Annotated in this window: 15 protein-coding genes and 2 rRNA genes; 8 read left to right on the plus strand and 9 right to left on the minus strand. The window is 50.4% G+C overall.

Annotation, left to right across the window (positions count from 1 at the left end; translation table 11 throughout):
* Positions 1 to 298 precede the first annotated feature (298 nt).
* Positions 299 to 910 (plus strand): riboflavin synthase, encoded by a 612-nt coding sequence (locus ACIS_RS04800; RefSeq protein ID WP_012881037.1) that lies wholly within the window; start codon positions 299 to 301, stop codon positions 908 to 910.
* A 24-nt stretch (positions 911 to 934) separates the two neighbouring features.
* Here ACIS_RS04800 and ACIS_RS04805 read toward each other — a convergent pair whose 3' ends face one another.
* A complete protein-coding gene (locus tag ACIS_RS04805) occupies positions 935 to 2338 on the minus strand; it encodes an NAD(P)H-dependent flavin oxidoreductase (protein WP_012881038.1) in 1404 nt (467 codons plus the stop codon).
* Positions 2339 to 2629: 291 nt separating this feature from the next.
* A complete protein-coding gene (locus tag ACIS_RS04810; protein WP_049756271.1) occupies positions 2630 to 3898 on the minus strand; it encodes a M23 family metallopeptidase in 1269 nt (422 codons plus the stop codon).
* A gap of 105 nt (positions 3899 to 4003) precedes the next feature.
* Here ACIS_RS04810 and ACIS_RS04815 point away from each other — a divergent pair, with 105 nt between their 5' ends.
* Positions 4004 to 5314 carry a M16 family metallopeptidase gene (locus tag ACIS_RS04815; RefSeq protein WP_012881040.1) on the plus strand — a complete coding sequence of 437 codons (1311 nt, stop codon included), beginning with the start codon at positions 4004 to 4006 and terminating at the stop codon, positions 5312 to 5314.
* 218 nt (positions 5315 to 5532) lie between these two features.
* Here the strand turns inward: ACIS_RS04815 and ACIS_RS04820 are convergent, their stop codons facing one another.
* Both ACIS_RS04820 and secB read right to left on the minus strand, forming a co-directional pair.
* Positions 5533 to 6276 carry a DsbA family protein gene (locus ACIS_RS04820; RefSeq protein WP_041651625.1) on the minus strand — a complete coding sequence of 248 codons (744 nt, stop codon included), beginning with the start codon at positions 6274 to 6276 and terminating at the stop codon, positions 5533 to 5535.
* A 29-nt stretch (positions 6277 to 6305) separates the two neighbouring features.
* Positions 6306 to 6800 (minus strand): protein-export chaperone SecB, encoded by a 495-nt coding sequence (gene secB, locus ACIS_RS04825; RefSeq protein WP_012881042.1) that lies wholly within the window; start codon positions 6798 to 6800, stop codon positions 6306 to 6308.
* 111 nt (positions 6801 to 6911) lie between these two features.
* Between secB and ACIS_RS04830 the strand changes: the two genes are divergently transcribed.
* Positions 6912 to 7565 (plus strand): Tim44/TimA family putative adaptor protein, encoded by a 654-nt coding sequence (locus ACIS_RS04830; protein WP_012881043.1) that lies wholly within the window; start codon positions 6912 to 6914, stop codon positions 7563 to 7565.
* Between the two features lie 16 nt (positions 7566 to 7581).
* Here the strand turns inward: ACIS_RS04830 and ACIS_RS04835 are convergent, their stop codons facing one another.
* The 3 genes from ACIS_RS04835 to fabD all read right to left on the minus strand — a co-directional run bounded on the left by ACIS_RS04835 (position 7582) and on the right by fabD (position 10533).
* Positions 7582 to 8811: an MFS transporter gene (locus ACIS_RS04835; RefSeq protein ID WP_041651628.1), complete on the minus strand. Its 1230-nt coding sequence runs from the start codon at positions 8809 to 8811 to the stop codon at positions 7582 to 7584.
* 107 nt (positions 8812 to 8918) lie between these two features.
* Positions 8919 to 9554, minus strand: coding sequence for a dTMP kinase (gene tmk, locus ACIS_RS04840; RefSeq protein WP_012881045.1), 636 nt, complete (start codon positions 9552 to 9554; stop codon positions 8919 to 8921).
* Position 9555: 1 nt separating this feature from the next.
* A complete protein-coding gene (gene fabD / locus ACIS_RS04845; RefSeq protein WP_012881046.1) occupies positions 9556 to 10533 on the minus strand; it encodes an ACP S-malonyltransferase in 978 nt (325 codons plus the stop codon).
* A gap of 342 nt (positions 10534 to 10875) precedes the next feature.
* Here fabD and rpmE point away from each other — a divergent pair, with 342 nt between their 5' ends.
* From rpmE to guaB, 3 genes are all read left to right on the plus strand, one after another.
* Positions 10876 to 11097 carry a 50S ribosomal protein L31 gene (rpmE, locus tag ACIS_RS04850; RefSeq protein ID WP_012881047.1) on the plus strand — a complete coding sequence of 74 codons (222 nt, stop codon included), beginning with the start codon at positions 10876 to 10878 and terminating at the stop codon, positions 11095 to 11097.
* Positions 11094 to 11915, plus strand: coding sequence for an NAD kinase (locus tag ACIS_RS04855; protein WP_012881048.1), 822 nt, complete (start codon positions 11094 to 11096; stop codon positions 11913 to 11915). Before rpmE ends, ACIS_RS04855 begins: the two co-directional genes overlap by 4 nt.
* A 72-nt stretch (positions 11916 to 11987) precedes the next feature.
* Positions 11988 to 13454, plus strand: a complete 1467-nt coding sequence (gene guaB, locus ACIS_RS04860) for an IMP dehydrogenase (RefSeq protein ID WP_187286244.1) — start codon at positions 11988 to 11990, stop codon at positions 13452 to 13454.
* A 367-nt stretch (positions 13455 to 13821) separates the two neighbouring features.
* On the opposite strand, the gene rrf is transcribed toward guaB, so the two are convergent.
* Together rrf and ACIS_RS04870 are read right to left on the minus strand one after the other, a co-directional pair.
* Positions 13822 to 13936, minus strand: a 5S ribosomal RNA gene (gene rrf, locus ACIS_RS04865).
* A gap of 78 nt (positions 13937 to 14014) precedes the next feature.
* A 23S ribosomal RNA gene (locus ACIS_RS04870) occupies positions 14015 to 16800 on the minus strand.
* A gap of 369 nt (positions 16801 to 17169) precedes the next feature.
* Between ACIS_RS04870 and ACIS_RS04875 the strand changes: the two genes are divergently transcribed.
* Both ACIS_RS04875 and pdhA read left to right on the plus strand, forming a co-directional pair.
* A complete protein-coding gene (locus tag ACIS_RS04875; protein WP_012881050.1) occupies positions 17170 to 18042 on the plus strand; it encodes an alpha/beta fold hydrolase in 873 nt (290 codons plus the stop codon).
* The gene (gene pdhA / locus ACIS_RS04880; protein ID WP_010262670.1) at positions 18014 to 19132 is read left to right on the plus strand and encodes a pyruvate dehydrogenase (acetyl-transferring) E1 component subunit alpha; all 1119 of its coding nucleotides are present in this window, start codon (positions 18014 to 18016) and stop codon (positions 19130 to 19132) included. The genes ACIS_RS04875 and pdhA overlap by 29 nt, the downstream gene beginning before the upstream one ends.
* Positions 19133 to 19183: the final 51 nt, after the last annotated feature.

Genomic DNA, 19183 nt, shown 5'->3' on the forward strand with positions numbered 1-19183 from the left:
GGCAGCGCCAAGGGTACTCAACACAAGTCCCCTTGATAATGCCCACAGGTGTGGCAGGTATTGCCCCCCGGGCACCAGGTCCGCTGTTCTTTCTGGCTGACATCCCATATACCTCCGTCGCGTAGGCTTCGCCTATACCTGCTCCAGCCTCTACCAACCTGAACAAGTTAATCGCAGGGTTGACAAGTGCCCTTTGCGCAGATACAAGGACGTGGTAGACTGCCCGGCGTTGCTCAACTCCAGGTGTTGGGAATGCCAGGGGTTGGTGTAGGTTCCTGACGGTAGGCTGGGGGTTTTTATGTTCAGCGGAATCGTGGCAGCCGTAGGCGTCGTTGAGGAGGTGTTGCCATCCGAAGAGGATGACATGGCGGTGCGGCTGAGAGTGGAAGATGAAAACCTCTTGGCAAGGATGGTCGTGGGCGGTTCCGTGGCTTGCGCCGGCGTCTGCCTCACGGTGGTGGACAAGGACAGGGATTTCACCGTAAACGTCTCCAAGGAAACCCTAGGGGTCACTAACCTGAAACACTGGGGTGCGGGTACAAAAGTGAACCTAGAGTTGCCGCTCAGGATGGGCGACCCTATAGACGGCCATATGGTACAGGGGCATGTTGACGGAGTGGGAAAGGTGGAGTCTATCGTCCAGATTGCTGGTTCCCACACACTAATGGTAAGCTGCAATGAGACGTTAACGAGGTACATATCCCGCAAGGGGTCTATAGCATTAGATGGCGTTTCTATGACTGTAAACTCATCCGGTAGCGGGTTATTTGTGGTTAACATCATCCCGCACACATGGAACCACACCACACTTCAATATATCAAGGCTGATAGCGAGATAAACATAGAAACAGATCTTGTGGCCAGGTACCTAGAATCCTTAGTTAAAGACACCAGAGATGGAGACGTATAGCGGGCAACCAGCGCCACTCCACCTTCAGTAGCCGCTGAGAATTCTATCAACCAACTCCTTTACAGTCGGAATGTATCCGCCACTATAGAATTCGTCTTTACCAAACCTGTACGCATTATGCCCAGAAAACATAAGCTCTCTGTCGCAATCACCCTTGCGAATAATGTTCTGCAACGTTTTGTGAATACAAAAACTTCTGGGATCCGGCTTTTGTCCAGTGTTATAGTTTCCATGGTCTTTCCAGTTGCTGAACTTACAGTGGCTCAAGCACCCCATGCAACCTATCTGGTCTTCCCGTATCTCTCGGGCTTTTCTTTCGGTAACAAAAATCACTGTGTCATTGGGCGTCTTTAGCATGGTGTCGTATCCAGCGGAGATCCAGGCATCGGCACGCTCCTTATCGGCAACCGTGACATATATGTCTCGCCCTCTGGAGCCGAACTTCATGGCAACCACGAAATCGTCCCTACACTCGTTGCTAAAGGGAATCTGGCGTTCGTTACGCTCCTGCAATTCACGCAAAAATTCGTTCCTCACAGCAGAAGAGTAAAACCCTGTGGGGCTAAATCTGTTGAGTAGCACGTCCCCAACCTCGAGGGAAAGCAGCCTTCTCTTCCAAAACATAGAAATCGGGCTCTCCGCAGTAACTAGAGGCCTTGTACCAAATTGAAACGCCACAGGGCCTATTCTGGCATCATCGAGCCAAGCTTCCCACTCTTTTAGGTGCCATACCCCCCCTGCCATTATTAAAACAACCTCGGAAAGGCCCACTTCGTTCATGAACGACCTAATCTCCGCAACCCTGCCGAACGGAGCCTGGGGTACGTTTGGATCCTCACTGTTGCTGAGCCCGTTGTGCCCTCCAGCAAGCCACGGATCCTCATACACAACACCGCCCAGCAGTTCCTTGGGGAACTTGCGGTAGGCACGAGTCCACAGAATTTTGAAGGCACGTGCGGAAGAGACTATGGGGTAGTAATAAACTCCACATTGCATAGACACTTCAGCCAACTTGTAGGGCATGCCAGCACCGCATGTTACCCCGTGAATCAGGCCCTTGGCACCCTCGAGCACCCCGTACAGTACCTCACTCACATTGCCCATTTCCCACAGCACGTTCATGTGCACCCTGCCACGTCCTTGTGATACGTCGTGGGCAATACGCGCCTGGCTTATTCCCGCTTCTATGCTGTAGCGTATGAGCTCACGGTTGCGCTCCCCCCTGGTTTTCCCCTTGTATATCAGCGGTACGTACTCCCCATTGCTGTCAATGAGCGCGGGACTAGCACAAGAGAACGTGCCCACAGCATCCGCAGCGGCGAAGGCCCCAGCACTCCTGCCGTCGCTGACCCCAATTCCCTTACCCCCTTCGATGATGGGCCACACTTCGCGGCCGGAAATACAGACTTTCCTAATTCCTTTCAGCAAAAGAACAATCCTCCCCTCAACGCTACAAGCCCGGCCAGGGCCTTGCTACGCGCAGTACGAAAACTCATGAAACACCCTAGAGTCTAGCGCTTATGCATCCTACAGTCAACGAAAATGAGGCCGCAAGCCAACCTAAGCCACAACAATAGGTAAGGCCGATGCGCTTTTGTGTACCAACCACAGAGACACACCAGCATTCGCAACACAAATAGCAGGTACGTAGACAGTTTTGAGCGCTCATAGGCCGTAAAACCACATTGATGCACCAAACATACTTGGTTCGAGGCGTAGCTAATTTTCTCGGTAATCCCCGCGCAACATGCTGTCCATATTGGCAACGGTCTCTCTAAACGGAATTCCCTCCTCCTGCGGGAGTTCCACTACCGCTTTATCTATCCCAACCTTCTGGGGATCAACATGCCTACCCTTGTACAGTACTTCATAGTGCAGGTGCGGCCCCGTCGATAGGCCCGTGCTGCCCACGTACGCAATCACCTGCCCACGCTTGACTTTGGACCCTCTTACCAGTTCCGCCCTAATCTTACTCAAATGGGCATAGGCCGTGGAATAGTGGTTCCTATGGTGTATGCGGACATAACCACCATAAGTACCCTTTACTCCCACAAATTCCACTATACCGTTGTCTGCAGCCTTGACTGGCGTGCCCAAAGGTGCAGCGTAATCAACCCCCTTATGGAATCCACTGTAACCACGTATTGGGTGTTTTCTGGTACCAAATTTCGACGAGACACGAAACGTGCCGCCATCACCTATAGGATGCTCAAAAATGCTCTTCCCCAGACTACGTCCCTCGCTATCACAGTACCTAGCCGTGCCATCCTTCATAAGGTGCCTGTAAAGCTTGAGATGCATCTGCTTGCCACGGCGCCCGTCGACAACCAAGGCCGTATAGAGCACGTTCCCATCGGCTATCAGATCACCCCTATCATTAAAAAACCTTTCGAACAGGACATCAAGCCAGCTGCCTTGGGGAATTTTATCTAAATCTATTCGGTTGCCGTATATCGATACCAACTGCATAATCATGGTATCAGATAGCCCCCCTTCAATCGCAGACGCAAAAAATGACTTCTCCACAGGGCCAGAAACCCTCATAACCCTCACTTCCTGAACGTTATTTGCAACTCTGGCACTATACCCGCCAGCCTCGTCTCTGCGCGCTTCAAAGCTGTACAGGGAGCGCGCTGGGCTGACTGACACAAAGTGTATCAAGCCCGCGTTACTTATCCCAACGTTGATTTTGTCTCCGATGTTTATCCTGTCTATGTTATATACTGCACTCAGAGATTTCGCCGCAGCAACCGCCTCAACCACCTGCGCACCCGCGTTACGCAGCACACCTATGACGTTATCGCCCTCTTTTACAGTAACTTGCAGCACATCAAGACCTACGCCTGCGATCCCATCGCCAGCAAGGGCAACTCGTCGCATAGGCACAAAAACGACAGAAAGCATCAGCAGCACACCAACCACCCTAGGCAGCACTTCAGCCAACACCACTCCTCCCTGCACCCGGACCAGACGCATTTCATACATCATAAACCCCCAAGGAACAAGCACTAAAAAACTCTGCAACCTGGACGCAGATACGTGATGCGCCTCGTGAAATTCTGCCAGAACATTTAGCTTTTACTCGACGCAGCAATGCTATACCATCAACGGTTTCAGGTACTACTCACGAAGCAAGCCATGAATGACGCGACCTCAGTTACAAAGCTACAGAATAACTTCACCATCGTCTCTGAGAAGGTAGACGGGGTAAATTCCGTTGGAATTAGTCTTTGGGTAAAAACAGGTAGTAGACATGAGGAAGAAGGGAAAATAGGTCTGGCACATTTCCTAGAGCACATGGCATTTAAGGGCACCAGCACGAGATCTGCACTGGACATTGCAATGGCCTTCGATCAGATAGGTGGGAACTTCAACGCCTATACAGACAAGGAACACACTGTATACCACGTTAAAGTTATGAAGAGAGACGCTCGTATCGCCCTGGAAATTTTGGAAGACATCGTGCTGCGGTCGGCATTCCCAGAAGTTGAAATTGAGCGAGAAAAGAATGTAGTGTTGCAGGAAATATACCAAACAAACGATGCCCCGGGCAGCATTATCTTCGACAAGTATATGGAGGTCGCGTACAAAGATCAGATCTTTGGTGCACCAATTTTGGGATCGGAGCAGTCAGTACTTGGCCTCTCAAGGGCTGACCTTGTGCAGTACATGAACGTAAACTACTACGGGAACAATATAATTCTCTCAGTAGCTGGGAACATAGGGCACGAGGACGTTGTGCTTATGTCCCAAGGGTTTGCTCAGATCAAAGATCAGAACCCGCAACCTGTGGTTCCCCCGGTATACACGGGAGGGCAGTACGTAGAAGCTCGGGACCTTGATCAGGTCAACATAGTAATCGGATTTCCCGGGGTGTCATACGTAGACGAGGGATATTACATAATGCAGGTTCTTGACGTGATACTGGGAAGTAGCATGTCTTCAAGGTTGTTCCAGGAGATTAGGGAAAGGCGCGGGCTAGTCTACAGTATTTCTTCTTTCAACTCCAGCTACTCCGACAGTGGGCTTTTTTCCATACACGCCGCAACTGACGAAGGTCATCTCCAAGAACTGCTTAAAACAATAGCCGCAGAGATGAAGAAACTGCCTGAAACCGTGAAGGAGGAGGAGTTGCTTAGGGCCCAAAGCAAGCTGGAGTCCGAGGTTTTGATGTCTAGGGAAAGTACTGTTGGAAAATCGGAAGCGCTTGGTTACTGCTATTCGCACTACGGTAGGTACATAACCAAGGAAGAGATGATCGGTAGAATACGCGCGGTGACCCTTAGTGACGTAGTGAATGTGGCAGATCTTCTCCTACAAAACCGGAAGAGGCTGACAGTGGCAGCGATAGGCAAGGTTGGTGCTCTGCCAAGTCGGGACACAATATCGGATATGCTCGCTTAGGGCAGGTTAAGTGTCACACACCAGGCGGCTGTCCGACACAATCACGGGGCACACGCAACCGCCAGCGGGCGCATGCCAGTGTTGACAGTGCGCGCAGGCATTCCCTGCGGGGGCACATCGGTTTCTAATGGACGCGTCACTGCAGCAGCAGGCCAACCGCACGCGCATCAGCGCATAACCCATAAAACGCGAAGCTGCTAACGAGCATCACCAAACTCCTACTTCTTGGCACGTTCCAGCTTGGTCGCCTTTCCATCCAATGCAGAATAGTTGGGGTTTAACAAAATCAACTTTTCGATCTCTGCAGAAACGCTGGTAAAGTCGTGGCTGCCTTCGTACCTTTGCCCGTTCAAGAAGAACGCGGGCGTCGCGTTTACATCAAGTTTGTTAACGGCCAAAAACTTTTGCTGCACCACGCGATCCATCAAGGCTTCGTTAGTTGTACACTTCTTGAATTCTTCATCAGAGATGTTACTAATTTTGGCGATATTCGACAGCAGCCCAAGATCTTTGTGGGTTGCAATCAAGGCATCAAATGAGTTAAACACTGCCTTAGCGTAGGCAAAAAACGTCTTGTTATCCTTGTAGCACGTACCAAGCATGGCCGCAGAGAGTGAGAGCTTATCCAACGGGAAGTCCCTAAGTATGTACAGAAGTTTGCCTTTGTCTATGTACTCACTCTTCAGCCTCGGTAGCACTTTGGTGGCGAAATCCGCGCAGTGAGAGCACGAAAAAGATGCATATTCCACCATAACAACAGGAGCGCTCGTGTTGCCCAAAAACCTGTCACCAGGAATCAGACCCAACAGCTTCTCGGCCGTAATATCTGCCGTGTTAACTGCATCTACCTCACTATTAGACGGGGCGTCTACCTTTGCATCGGCAGCAGCGGAAAAGCCCACCAATACGGAACACAGGCAGATCGCAAAGGAAACGCCTAGATAACATCGCAAAAACCGCATAATCCCCACCACAACACACTACCACAAACTCAGGCTGAACCTCCACTTCCACCCGTCTGCCTATTCTTTCCGTCCTTTCCGCCAAGCTGGCTAGCATACATAGCTTCAAAATCTATAACATCCAACATCAGTGGCGGAAACCCGGCACTGGCGGTCATCTTGGCAATGACCTCCCTAACGAAGGGGAACAAAATGCCCGGGGCGGTAATTAGCAGAGCCTCCTTCACCTCCTTCTCCTCGGCCTTTTCCTCGAGGGAAAAAACCCCGCAGTACTTGAGCTCGCACAGAAATGCAGCCACTTTTTCTACGACAGACTCTATATTCACCTGTAAAGTTACCTCATATAGGTCGGCAACTTGCTCACCCTCAGTAGGCTTCACCTGCAAGGAAGCAGAAGCCACATTGACCGATATATTAATCTCCGGTGGAGATTTACTGATCATCAAAAAAACCTTAGGCGAATTAGGATTCTCGAAGGACAGATCCTTAATGTACTGTCCCCTTACCTTGAGCTTTGGGCGCATACTGGACACTCCTAGACGGAAATACCGCAATTAATTGTTGATTAACACTGGGCAAACTATAATATGGTTAGGTACTTTTGTACATAGCCTTTGTGAAAAATTTGGACGGGTATGGTTGAGTTGGCTATATACGCATTCGTTGCGGCCTTTATTTTCTTCCGCTTGTACGGTTCTCTGGGCAAGGCGTCTAGCGTGAACTTTCAGCCAAGTGCCATTTATCCCGGACAGGTTAGTGGGGAGCAGGCAGCTTCCGACGGTTCGGTGAAGCCCCAGGACATTCCTGTAGACTCTGTCGTGGCGGACTCCGCACCTGTGGACCAAATTTCTAGTGTGTTTGAAGCGATCAAGGCACGCAACAAGGATTTTTCTGTCAAGCATTTTATCGAAGGATCGGCAGCAGCTTTTGAGGCGATAGTGAGCGCGCTCAATCAAGGCAACACCGAGCTTTTGTCGTCGCTGCTGAATAGGCACATGTACAACTCGTTTGTCAAGGAGGTGGAACGGCGTCGGGATGCTGGGCGTGTACACGAGGATGTTGTGGTCTCCATTACATCACAGAAAGTGACTAACGCAGAGCTAGAGGGAAATTTCGCCACCATAACCGTGCAGTTCGTAACGGAACAGATAAATGTCGTGCGAGACGTTGAGGGGCAGGTTGTGGATGGAAGTACTTCTAAGGTAAACGTGATAGAGGACACCTGGAAGTTTGAGAGGGACGTCACTGCCGCTGGGAGGAGATGGTATCTGGCCTCCACCAGCGCATAGGGCGGCACCGTCGCGTTCAGCTCGCGGGTGACTCGTCTTTGCTGTAGTGCTTCATTATCGCAGTCCCAACTGTACCAATCAGGACACCCGCAGGAATGACGAGCATGGCTTTGACCAAGGTTTCGCTGCCGTACACGGCTTGGCCGGAGACGACTTTACCGTCCCAGTACGCGTTGATCACCAGCGAGATCACCGTGTGAAAGAAGTACCCGAAAAACATGATGACCATGTTGGAAATCGCTGTGGCCATGGCTACAGAACCGCTGTCCACGTACTCTATAGACTTAAACGTCGTTACAATTTGGTATGCGGAGCAGATGCCCACAGTTAAAAGCAGGATGAATGCACTAACTCCGTTGTTGCAATTCCCGGTCAGCATGGCTGCAAACGCAGCTATGGTAAACAGGCCACAGTAGATTATTATGTTCCATCCATTATAAGATTTCTCAAGCATATAGCCGATCACCAGCGAACCTATACAGCCCCCGGCAAACAGCGCAGCGGGTAAAGTTGTTGAGGCCTTGTGGCTGACGCCGCACACCTCTGACAAAAATGCGGTCGCCCAGCCGTCAGCAAAGCCCACTAGCGGGCCTATCATGCAGCCCCCAAGAAGGTTTATCATAATCAGTCGCTTGTTTGATATTACGCTTCTGATCTGCTTATACACACTACCACTCTCAGTGGCACCCGCATCATCAAACAGAAAATATGCAAATACAGCTAAAACACACCCCCCTGCTATGAATGCCAGAAACACCTTGCTCCAGCCAAAATCTTCCACCAATGACAGCATAGGCATGCCGCCATACATTGCGCCCAGAAGCCCCATCACCACCGCGATAGAAATCATTCTGGCAACTTTCGTGCCGGCAAAGTACATCTTTGAAACTTTGAAAATGGATATGGCGGAAGCAACTGAACTCATGCCAGTCAACACCCTACCAATCTGCACAAACTTCCATGAACCAAACAGCATGGGTGCCGCACCCAGAAAGGTTAAGGCTATGCAGGCTGGCACCACCTTTTTGGGCCCATATTTGTCAATTAACACCCCTAGTGGAATGTGTGCTATTGTGTACCCCGCGTAGTAGAGCGCGGAAAACTGCCCCAAGGCAATCGCTCCCACATTAAAACGCTCCATAATTTCCCCGGAGAGGGTGTTTGGCATAACGCGTAGTACATACTGGAGCGCGAAAAACGCCGCCACGGAAAACCAAGCAAAAAACCTCCTATCTACCGACCACACGGCAACCCTCGCACTTACGCAATGTAAAACAAGGTAAATGGTAACAAGAAAACCAACAGAGTACAGCAATATTCTCTCGCGGAAGGATGCAACCCGCAACAGAGCCGCTACTTCGCTATCTCAAGCTTATCCTTGGTCACTTCGTGAAACAGCGCAACAATCCTGTCGTGCACAGAGTATACATCCTCTACTGAATCCTCTGCACAGTTGACCATGTGGCACCTATGTGGGTTAGAGGCAACTATGGCCCTAAACCCCTCCCTAACCTTGTCGTAGAACTCTGGACTACGGCTCTCGCATCCGTTGAGAGTGGTCCTCGTAAGAGCGAGCTCTGTGCTGATGTCCATGACGAACGTGATATCCGGCACAACATCAGCTACCAGTGAATTTAGCATGTTGACCAACGATAGGTCCACTCCGCATCCGTAGCCCTGATAGGCCACAGTGGAATCCGTAAACCTGTCACTGATCACCACCTTACCTGCAAGCAAGCCCGGGGACACCACCTTAACAAAGCTTTCTCTGCGCATTGCCATGAAAAGCATAAGCTCCGTAATCCTGTCCATCTTGTAATCAGTAAGCCCAAGCAAAACCTCCCTGACAAGTTCATTGAACGAAGTGCCACCGGGTTCTCTAGTGAGCACCACCCTGTGTTCGCCATACAAATCCGACAAATATTTCGCAAGGAGAGCAGCCTGTGTGGTTTTCCCACATCCATCCACTCCTTCAAAAGTTATAAACATGCTACCCGGAATTACTAGCGGCCAGTTTTTCCGCTTTTAGGATACCAGAGCAACTCGCGCGCACGGACTCCATCGAGTCAACACCAAACCCGCGCACTGAATTATCTATTCGCTTTAGCAGCCCTACAAGCACTTGACCAGGCCCCACCTCTACAAATTCTGAGCATCCGCACCTAACCAGGTACTCTATGCTCTCCCTCCACCTAACTCTGCTAACAACCTGCCGCACCATTAGGTCTCTTATTGCATTGCAGTCAGAATGTGTAGAGGCAGATACGTTAAAAACCATCTCTACTTCCGGCGGATTCATTTCTAGCTGGTCGACAAAATCACCAATCTCATTACAAGCCAGCCGCATCAAAGAAGAGTGGAACGGCCCGCTAACACGCAGCTTTATTACCTTCTTGATGCCGGTACCTTCAATGAGCTTCGGCAGCTGCTGCAAGGCGTTCTCAGTACCGCTGACCACCACTTGACCGGTGCAGTTATCGTTCGCAACCTCACATATGCCGTATTCTGATGCGCGCGCTGCCACGGCTTCAACCTCACTCAGACTGCCCCCTATTAGGGCTGCCATGCCCCCACAACACAGTGCAGAGGCTCTATGCATCGCCTTTCCCCTAACGTCTAACAACCTGGCAATGCCGGGCAACCCAATCACTTTAGAGACGTGCAACGCCGTGTACTCACCCACTGAGTGCCCCAAAACGTACTTCACAGCATCTGTGATAGGACCGCCTAAATTTTCTTCAAGCGCACGAACCAACGCGACTGATACAGTCATCAATGCAAGCTGCGCATTACAGGTTGAAGTGAGAGCCTCCTCAGGCCCCTGAAAAATTATCCGGGAGAGGTACCTACCCAGTGTTTCATCTACCTCATGAAACACGCGACGCGCTGCAGGCGAGCTATCGTAGACCTCTCTGCCCATCCCAACAAACTGCGAGCCTTGGCCAGGAAACATAAATACAACAGACACAGCTCGGGACTCCCCATGGTACACGGCCAATTATTGCTCACGTGACTGTGGTAGTCAAAGCTATTTTTGCAGACTGTGACGCGGTGGTGGCGTTGCCTTGTCCAATTTAGCATAGCTAATTGCACTGGTTTCAGCAGAACATATGCACGGTCACGGCTACTGTAACAAGCACCCCAACGGGCGCAACGCCAGGCCGTGCCAAGCATTGTTTTATAAACATAGTAACGCGTTGAACGCCTGCAGCTGCGCCTACAACTCGCACAATTGACATGCACCCTTTTCCCTGTTACCATCCGCGGTTATGTTCGTCTTTGTTTCAATTTTGTTAGGAGGTCCGTGGTCATGAAGAAGGGTATACATCCTGAGGTTCACCCCATCACGGTTATTTTCACAAATGGTGAGCAGCGTGAAATGCTTTCTACATATGGGAAACCTGACGAAATGGTAAAGGTACACCTTGAGAGTGACAGGTTTAATCACCCCGCCTGGAACCCAGGGCTTAGGATGAGCAGCAAAAAGAACAGTAGGGCTGCTAGGTTCCTGAGCAAGTTCGGCGATTTGTGAGCGTGCAGAGCGCTGTTTTGCCTGCCAGATGTAAGTATCAAACTGTAGGTTACGTGGCGGCCGGCCCTGCGGAGAGGGAGCGGGTTGGTTGTTTGCGTAGCTTTTACGGCGTGGTAAACCTGGCTGACGCTCAAGATTCCGCGGTAGACTTGCTCGTAGTCGTTGGGGGTGACGGGTTCATGCTGCACAGCTTGCATAATTATGTAGTGGGTCCCGGTAGGAACGTGCCTGTATATGGAGTGAGGCATGGTAGCGTTGGGTTCTTGCTGAACCACTGCGTGGATGGCAGCCTTCCACACAAGCTCGAAAATGCAGTTGCAACTGAGCTGCCTCTGTTGCGTATGGAGGCAAAGGACGTTTATGGCCACACACACAGCGCAATAGCAGTAAATGAAGTTTCGCTGTTTCGCGGCACGCATCAGGCTGCAAAGCTCAGAATTAAAATCAACGGGAAAGTAGCTATGGAGGAGCTGGTGTCTGACGGCGTGATAGTGTCTAGCCCGGCAGGTAGCACAGCTTATAATTTCTCTGCAGGTGGGCCCATATTGCCCTTCACTTCTAACATAGTATGCCTCACTGCAATTAATTCTTTCAGGCCTCGGAGGTGGCGCGGTGCACTGTTGCCGAATGACTCCCTGGTGGAAATTGATGTGCTATCTCCTGAAACCCGCTGCGTCAGCGCAGTTGCTGACTACACAGAGTTCCGCAATATAAGCGACGTCAAGATAAAGCAAGACAACAACACAAAGATTACACTTATGTTTGATCCAGAACATGGGCTAGAGGAGAGAACCATAGCAGAACAGTTTCTTGCTTAGTATGCGAGCGACACTGTTGCGTGTGCGCGCTAAAAATTTTATAATCGGCAGCGAAGGTTGGCTAGGGCGGTTGTGGAAGTTTCCTATTCGTTTGATGATGTTCTGATAATCCCAGCAGATTCCAATGTGCTTCCGGCTGATACGGACGTCACGACCTATGTTACAGACAGCGTGCAGCTCCGTATTCCTATAATGTCAGCCGCGATGGATACGGTGACGGAGTCCAGGCTTGCTATATCTGTGGCACAGCATGGAGGCATGGGGTGCATCCATAAAAATTTATCCATAGAGCGCCAGGTTGCGGAGGTACAGAAAGTCAAAAAACACGAAAGCTGGATAGTCAGTAACCCTGTAACTGTTTCTCCTGACGCTACATTGAGCACTGCTTTATCCGTCATGAGGAAGCATAGCTACTCCGGAATACCTGTAGTCACCCCCCAGCAGAATAAGCTTGTGGGGATACTGACAAACAGAGATGTTCGCTTTGTTGAGAACAAGAATTGCAAAGTTAGCGACATAATGACAAGTACCAATCTGGTCACCGTGTGCGAAGGCATCAGTCAGTCTGAAGCAACTAGGCTTCTACACAAACACAAAATAGAGAGGCTCATAGTAACTGACGAGCACGGTTGCTGCATTGGTCTAATAACCGTAAAAGATATTGAGCGGTTTAATCGGTTCCCAAATTCCTGCAAAGATAAAAAAGCCAGGTTAAGGGTGGCAGCGGCTGTCGGCACAGGAAACAAAGAGGGCATGGAGCGCGCTGAAGCCTTGATACAGGCAGAAGCTGACGTAATAGTGGTAGACACCGCGCATGGCCATTCTGCCAGGGTAATTCAAACAATAAGAGAAATCAAAGCGTTGTACCCTGATGCACAGGTAATAGGCGGAAATGTGGCAACAGCCGCGGGAGCCCTCGCCCTGGTTGAGGCTGGAGTTGATGCAGTCAAGGTTGGCATAGGCCCTGGATCCATATGCACAACGAGGATCGTCACCGGGGTGGGAGTGCCGCAATTCTCTGCCATAAAAAACGTCGCGGAAGCGTGCAAGGGCACGGGAGTCAGAGTGATAGCGGACGGAGGCATAAAATATTCCGGGGATATCGCAAAGTCTATTGCGGCAGGAGCAGATGTGGTGATGATAGGCTCCATCTTTGCCGGCACAGATGAAAGTCCGGGAGACACTATGATATACAACGGCCGGGCATATAAGTGCTACAGAGGCATGGGGTCTGTTGTAGCAATGAAAAGCGGCAGCAGCGGTAGGTACTTCCAGGAAGGCGGGGGAAAATTCATACCAGAAGGCGTTGAGGGCCGGGTACCTTTTAAGGGAGCAGCGTCTGAGGTTATATACCAACTGGTAGGAGGGCTCAGATCATCCATGGGGTACACCGGAAACAAGGATATAGAGTCCATGAAAACAAACTGCAAGTTCACCGTAATCACCGCCGCCGGGTTGCATGAAAGCCACGTGCATGGCGTGGCAATTACTCGTGAAACTCCAAATTATCACCCGTATTACCAATCCCATAAGGACTAGACCCCTTGATCATCGACCATATTATTAGTGCGCTGCACCCCTAACGCGTCCTCTTTGTTTGCAATATTTGGGAATCAACTAAATCACGCTATTATCTTCGGTTATCAAACAAAAACCGCCCCTTACAGTTACAATGCATCTGTGATAATCACTATAGAATCAAAACTCAGTAACGTTCGCCCAGCAACACAGGGCCAAGGGCACAATTGGATGTTTGGCTTTTGCGAAACAATCACCCAACAGGTGAATTGAAAAGGCCTTTTGGCGGCCAACAAACTTAGATTGGGTGCAACCGCAACCAAAAGCCGGACCAAACAACAAAAACAAGCGGAGTAACAGCGCAAGCGCGCTACGAAAGGCGACCAAAGGCTGGCAGCGACCCTCTCTCCCGTGTCTTAAGACAAAGTACCACAGGCGCTGGGAGGCTTAACTTCCGGGTTCGGGATGTTACCGGGTGTTTCACTCCCGCCATAACCACCAGCCAAACGGCCATATAACCAAGCTAGCAGAAAGATCTAGATAAAGCAAGCAGTGTGGTCTTGAACTACACGTACCAACAAACGAATAAACCAATCGGGCTATTAGTACCGGTCAGCTAAATACGTTACCGCACTTACACACCCGGCCTATCAACGTGATAGTCTCTCACGGCCCTAATGGGGAAATCTAATCTTGAGGGGGGTTTCTCGCTTAGATGCTTTCAGCAATTATCCCGTCCATACGTAGCTACCCAGCTATGCTGTTGGCACAACAACTGGTACACCAGAGGTATGTCCAACTCGGTCCTCTCGTACTAGAGTCAGATCCTCTCAAATTTCCAACGCCCACGGAAGATAGAAACCGAACTGTCTCACGACGTTCTAAACCCAACTCACGTATCACTTTAATCGGCGAACAGCCGAACCCTTGGGACCTGCTCCAGCCCCAGGATGTGATGAGTCGACATCGAGGTGCCAAACGGTGCCGTCGATATGAACTCTTGGGCACCATAAGCCTGTTATCCCCGGCGTACCTTTTATCCGTTGAGCGATGACCCTTCCATACGGAATCACCGGATCACTATGACCGACTTTCGTCTCTGCTCGGCCCGTCGGCCTCGCAGTCAGGCAGGCTTTTGCCATTGTACTATAAAAGCTGATTTCCGACCAGCCCTAGCCTACCATCGCACGCCTCCGTTACTCTTTAGGAGGCGACCGCCCCAGTCAAACTACCCACCATACAATGTCCTAGCTCCAGAAAAATGGAGCGTAGTTAGATGCCAAGAACACAAAGGGTGGTATCTCAAGGATGACTCCACCCAGGCTGGCGCCCGGGCTTCAAAGTCTCCCACCTATCCTGCACATTGCATCCCTAACACCAATGTAAAGCTATAGTAAAGGTGCACGGGGTCTCTTCGTCTAACCGCGGGTACCCCGCATCAGCACGGGGAATTCAATTTCGCTGAGTCGATGCTGGAGACAGCGGGGAAATCGTTACGCCATTCGTGCGGGTCGGAACTTACCCGACAAGGAATTTCGCTACCTTAGGACCGTCAGTTTTACGGCCGCCGTTTACTGGGGCTTCAACTCGGAGCTCTCACCCCTCATATTAACCTTCCAGCACCGGGCAGGCGTCAGGCCCTATACTTCCACTTACGTGTTTGCAGAGCCCTGTGTTTTTAGTAAACAGTCGCTACCCCCTGCTCTGTGCCACCCACAGGTGGTTGCCCACCCACAGGTCACCCTTCTCCCTAAGTTACAGGTGCAATTTGCCGAGTTCCTTCAGCATCGTTCTCTCAATCGCCTTAGTATACTCTACCCACCTACCAGTGTCGGTTTGCGGTACGGACTTATTAACTTAAGCGCTATTTCCTGGGACCTCTTTAAAGCACGCACCAATCCAATAAGGCACGCACTGCACAAGATCCGTCACGCTTAAAAGGTTCAGGAATATTAACCTGATTCCCATCGACTACTCCTTTACGGCCTCGCCTTAGGGTCCGACTAACCCTGCGCAGATTGACTTAACACAGGAAACCTTAGGTTTTCGGCGGGAGTGGTTTTCACACTCCTTTACGCTACTCATGTCAGCATTCTCACTTTCGATACCTCCAGCAACCCTCACGGGCCACCTTCACAGGCTTACGAAACGCTCCGCTACCGCACCCGGCAAGCCGGGCACTCGCGTCTTCGGCGTATGGCTTTAGCCCCGTTACATCTTCGGCGCAAGAAGACTTAAATCTAGACAAGTGAGCTGTTACGCTTTCTTTAAAGGATGGCTGCTTCTAAGCCAACCTACTAGCTGTATTGGTCTTCTCACCTCCTTCCACACTTAGCCATAACTTTGGGACCTTAGACGGCGATCTGGGCTCTTTCCCTTTCCACCACGGACTTAGCACCCGCAGTGTGTCTGCTGTAGAACAGTTGACCGGTATTCGGAGTTTGATTGGATTTGGTAAGAGGATGAGTCTCCCTAGTCCATTCAGTGCTCTACCCCCGGCAACTTATAGTACAACGCTCTACCTAAATAGATTTCGCGGAGAACCAGCTATTTCCAAGTTTGATTGGCCTTTCACCCCTAGCCACAGCTCATCCAATACTATTGCAACAGTAACAGGTTCGGTCCTCCAATGTACTTTACTACACCTTCAACCTGGCCATGGCTAGATCACTTGGTTTCGGGTCTAATCCATTGAACTAAAACGCCCTATTCAGACTCGCTTTCGCTACGCCTACACCTAACGGCTTAAGCTTGCTCAACAGATTAACTCGCTGACCCATTATGCAAAAGGTACGCTGTCACCCATGCAGGAATTACAGCAAGCTGCAAAACCTACACAAGCTCCAACTGATTGTAAGCACCCGATTTCAGGTTCTATTTCACTCCCCTCACCGGGGTTCTTTTCACCTTTCCCTCACGGTACTTGTTCACTATCGGTCGCTAAGGAGTACTTAGGTTTAGAGGATGGTCCCCCTAAATTCAGACAGGGTTCCACGTGCCCCGCCCTACTCAAGGATCTGCAACCTTCTTACCTGTACGGGACTATCACCCCCTACGGTTGCCTTTTCCAAGGCATTCCAGTTTCTAATTACAGACCACAGACCTGTTCCGCGTTCGCTCGTCACTACTAACGGAGTCTCATTTTGATTTCCTTTCCTCCGGCTACTTAGATATTTCAGTTCACCGGGTTCGTCTTGCATACCTATGTATTCAGCATGCAATGGCCAACGAATTGGCCGGGTTTCCCCATTCGGACATCTGCGGATCAAAACTTGTTGACAATTCCCCGCAGCTTATCGCAGCCTACCACGTCCTTCATCACCTCTTAGCGCCAAGGCATCCATCAAGTGCTCTTTCTTGTTTATTCATTCGTAGCGATACGTGCAGTATCAAAACCACACTATCTATACTTTATCAGCTAATCGAATCGAGATCGTCCTCAGAAAGAGAACAATCCCTACCATTGATCTTTCTACTAACTTGTCAACCATCGAGCCACAGACCTCAAGGGCCAGCGCTCCATAGAGCTACCATTCTTAATCAAGAACACAGCGAGTGTCAACAAATTACTTAAACTTTCCTCATTTGGTTATAAGTCCACCAGTGTACGTTGTAAGCCCGCTGTCCAGACTCCCCCTCATGGCGCGGCAATATCGGCCGTCACGCGATAACTTAGCGCTTGATAGTGCACACATAAGTTGATAGACTGGGGCGACTGCTTACAAATGAGGCGCCAATGGTTGCTGTGCTGGAGGACAGGGTCCTCATTCCGTCTAAGGAAGACCATTACATGTATTATAGGGTGCACAACCCCGAAGCCTTAGGGGAAAAAACACCGCTCATATGTGTACATGGCATGGCTGGAAATTCAGCCTGTTTTGACTATTTGGGACGTGCCGTGTCCGATTTCCCAGTGGTGTCAGTAGATGTTGTGGGGCGCGGCAAGAGCTCATGGCTTAGGGACCACTCCCTCTACAACTACAATACATACTGCACGGACATATTACATCTTGCAAAGCACTTGAAAATCAAAAAGTGCAATTACTTGGGCGTCTCGATGGGAGGGATTATTGCCATGTTTTTGACGGCGCACTTCCATGATGTACTGTCAATCGAGAAGCTTATACTAAACGATATAGGCCCGTACACCCCGGCACAGCCATTGCAGGCGCTTGTTAAGCTTATGACACAGCTACCCACATTTGACGGCAAGGAGCAGGCAAAGCAGTATCTCAAGGATGCATTGCGCCACTCCGGCATAGTAGAGGAAGAGCATTGGGACCACCTTGTGCGGCATAGAATTGTGGAAAAGGACGGCGGTTACGTGTTAACCCTAGACCCAGGCATTGGCGCCCAGCTTTCTGCTGAAATCCAGCAGAGCAGCAGTGGCGATTGGGATATCTGGGACGTGTGGGATAAGATGCAGTGCGGCGGGATTTTAGTGCTGAAGGGCGAGCATTCAGCTTATTTAACCTCGGAGACTTTGCGAAAAATGCTGGCGTCGAAACGCGATATTAGCCACATAGAATATCCGGGTATAGGGCACCCACCCTCCGTTATGGTGGAGAGCCGGATAAGGGATGTACAGCAATTTATTAGGGAAGACTGATCAACACTGGGCACTGCACAGTGGTGCCGGCAGCATCATAAATACCTTGAACACCGTTGCTTTACGAGGTAGTAACGAACCCTATTGGAGTGTGTTAGGTAGATTTGTGAATAAGAGCAAGCGTCATTCAGCCATCTCTGACGAGCAGGTGGTCAAGTCCTATCACGACATGCTATTAATGCGCAGATTCGAAGAAAAAGTGGGCCAGCTGTACGGTATGGGCCTCATACGGGGGTTTTGTCATCTGTACATAGGGCAAGAGGCAATAGCGGTAGGCTTGCAAAATGTGCTTAGCAGCGAAGATTCTATAGTTACCAGCTACAGGGAGCATGGTTTCATGCTCACATCTGGAGAAAGCGCAAATACTATACTAGCAGAGCTGATGGGCAAGGGAACCGGGTGCTCCAAGGGTAAGGGTGGTTCTATGCACATGTTTAATGTAGCAAAGAATTTTTTCGGCGGGCATGGAATTGTAGGCGCGCAAGTACCTATAGGAACAGGTATTGCATTCGCTGAACAGTATAAAAAAGGCAAGGGGGTAGTTTTTACATGCCTGGGAGACGGTGCGATGAATCAGGGGCAGGTTTATGAGTCCTTCAACATGGCATCGTTGTGGAAGCTCCCGGTGGTGTATGTGGTGGAGAATAACGAGTATGCCATGGGCACCTCGGTTCCAAGGTCTTCATCCGTTGTTGAGCTGTACAGACGCGGAGAGGGCTGTGGCGTGCCGGGTAGCCAGGTAGACGGCATGGACATTTTTGCTGTAATCGAGGCGGCAAGTAATGCAGCAGAGCTTTGCAGGAATGGCAACGGCCCCGTCTTGCTGGAGATGAAAACTTATCGCTTTAGAGGGCATTCAATGTCAGACCCAGCAAAGTATAGGACAAGGCAAGAAGTTGATGAGGTGCGGGATAGTAGAGACCCATTGTGCCGGTTGAAGGAGTATGTACTGAAGCACAAAATTGCACCTGAAAGCACTCTTGATGGTTTTGAGAAGCAGGTCCGCGAAATAGTTAACGGGGCTGTAGAGTTTGCACAAAGTAGTCCGGAGCCTGAAGCTGGGGAGTTGTATACGGATGTGTACAAGTAGCAACGAGTCGCACTCGCCGCGTCCAGATCGGAGTTGCGCGGCTGGTTGAGG

Source organism: Anaplasma centrale str. Israel (genome assembly GCF_000024505.1).
Classification (GTDB): Bacteria; Pseudomonadota; Alphaproteobacteria; order Rickettsiales; family Anaplasmataceae; genus Anaplasma; species Anaplasma centrale.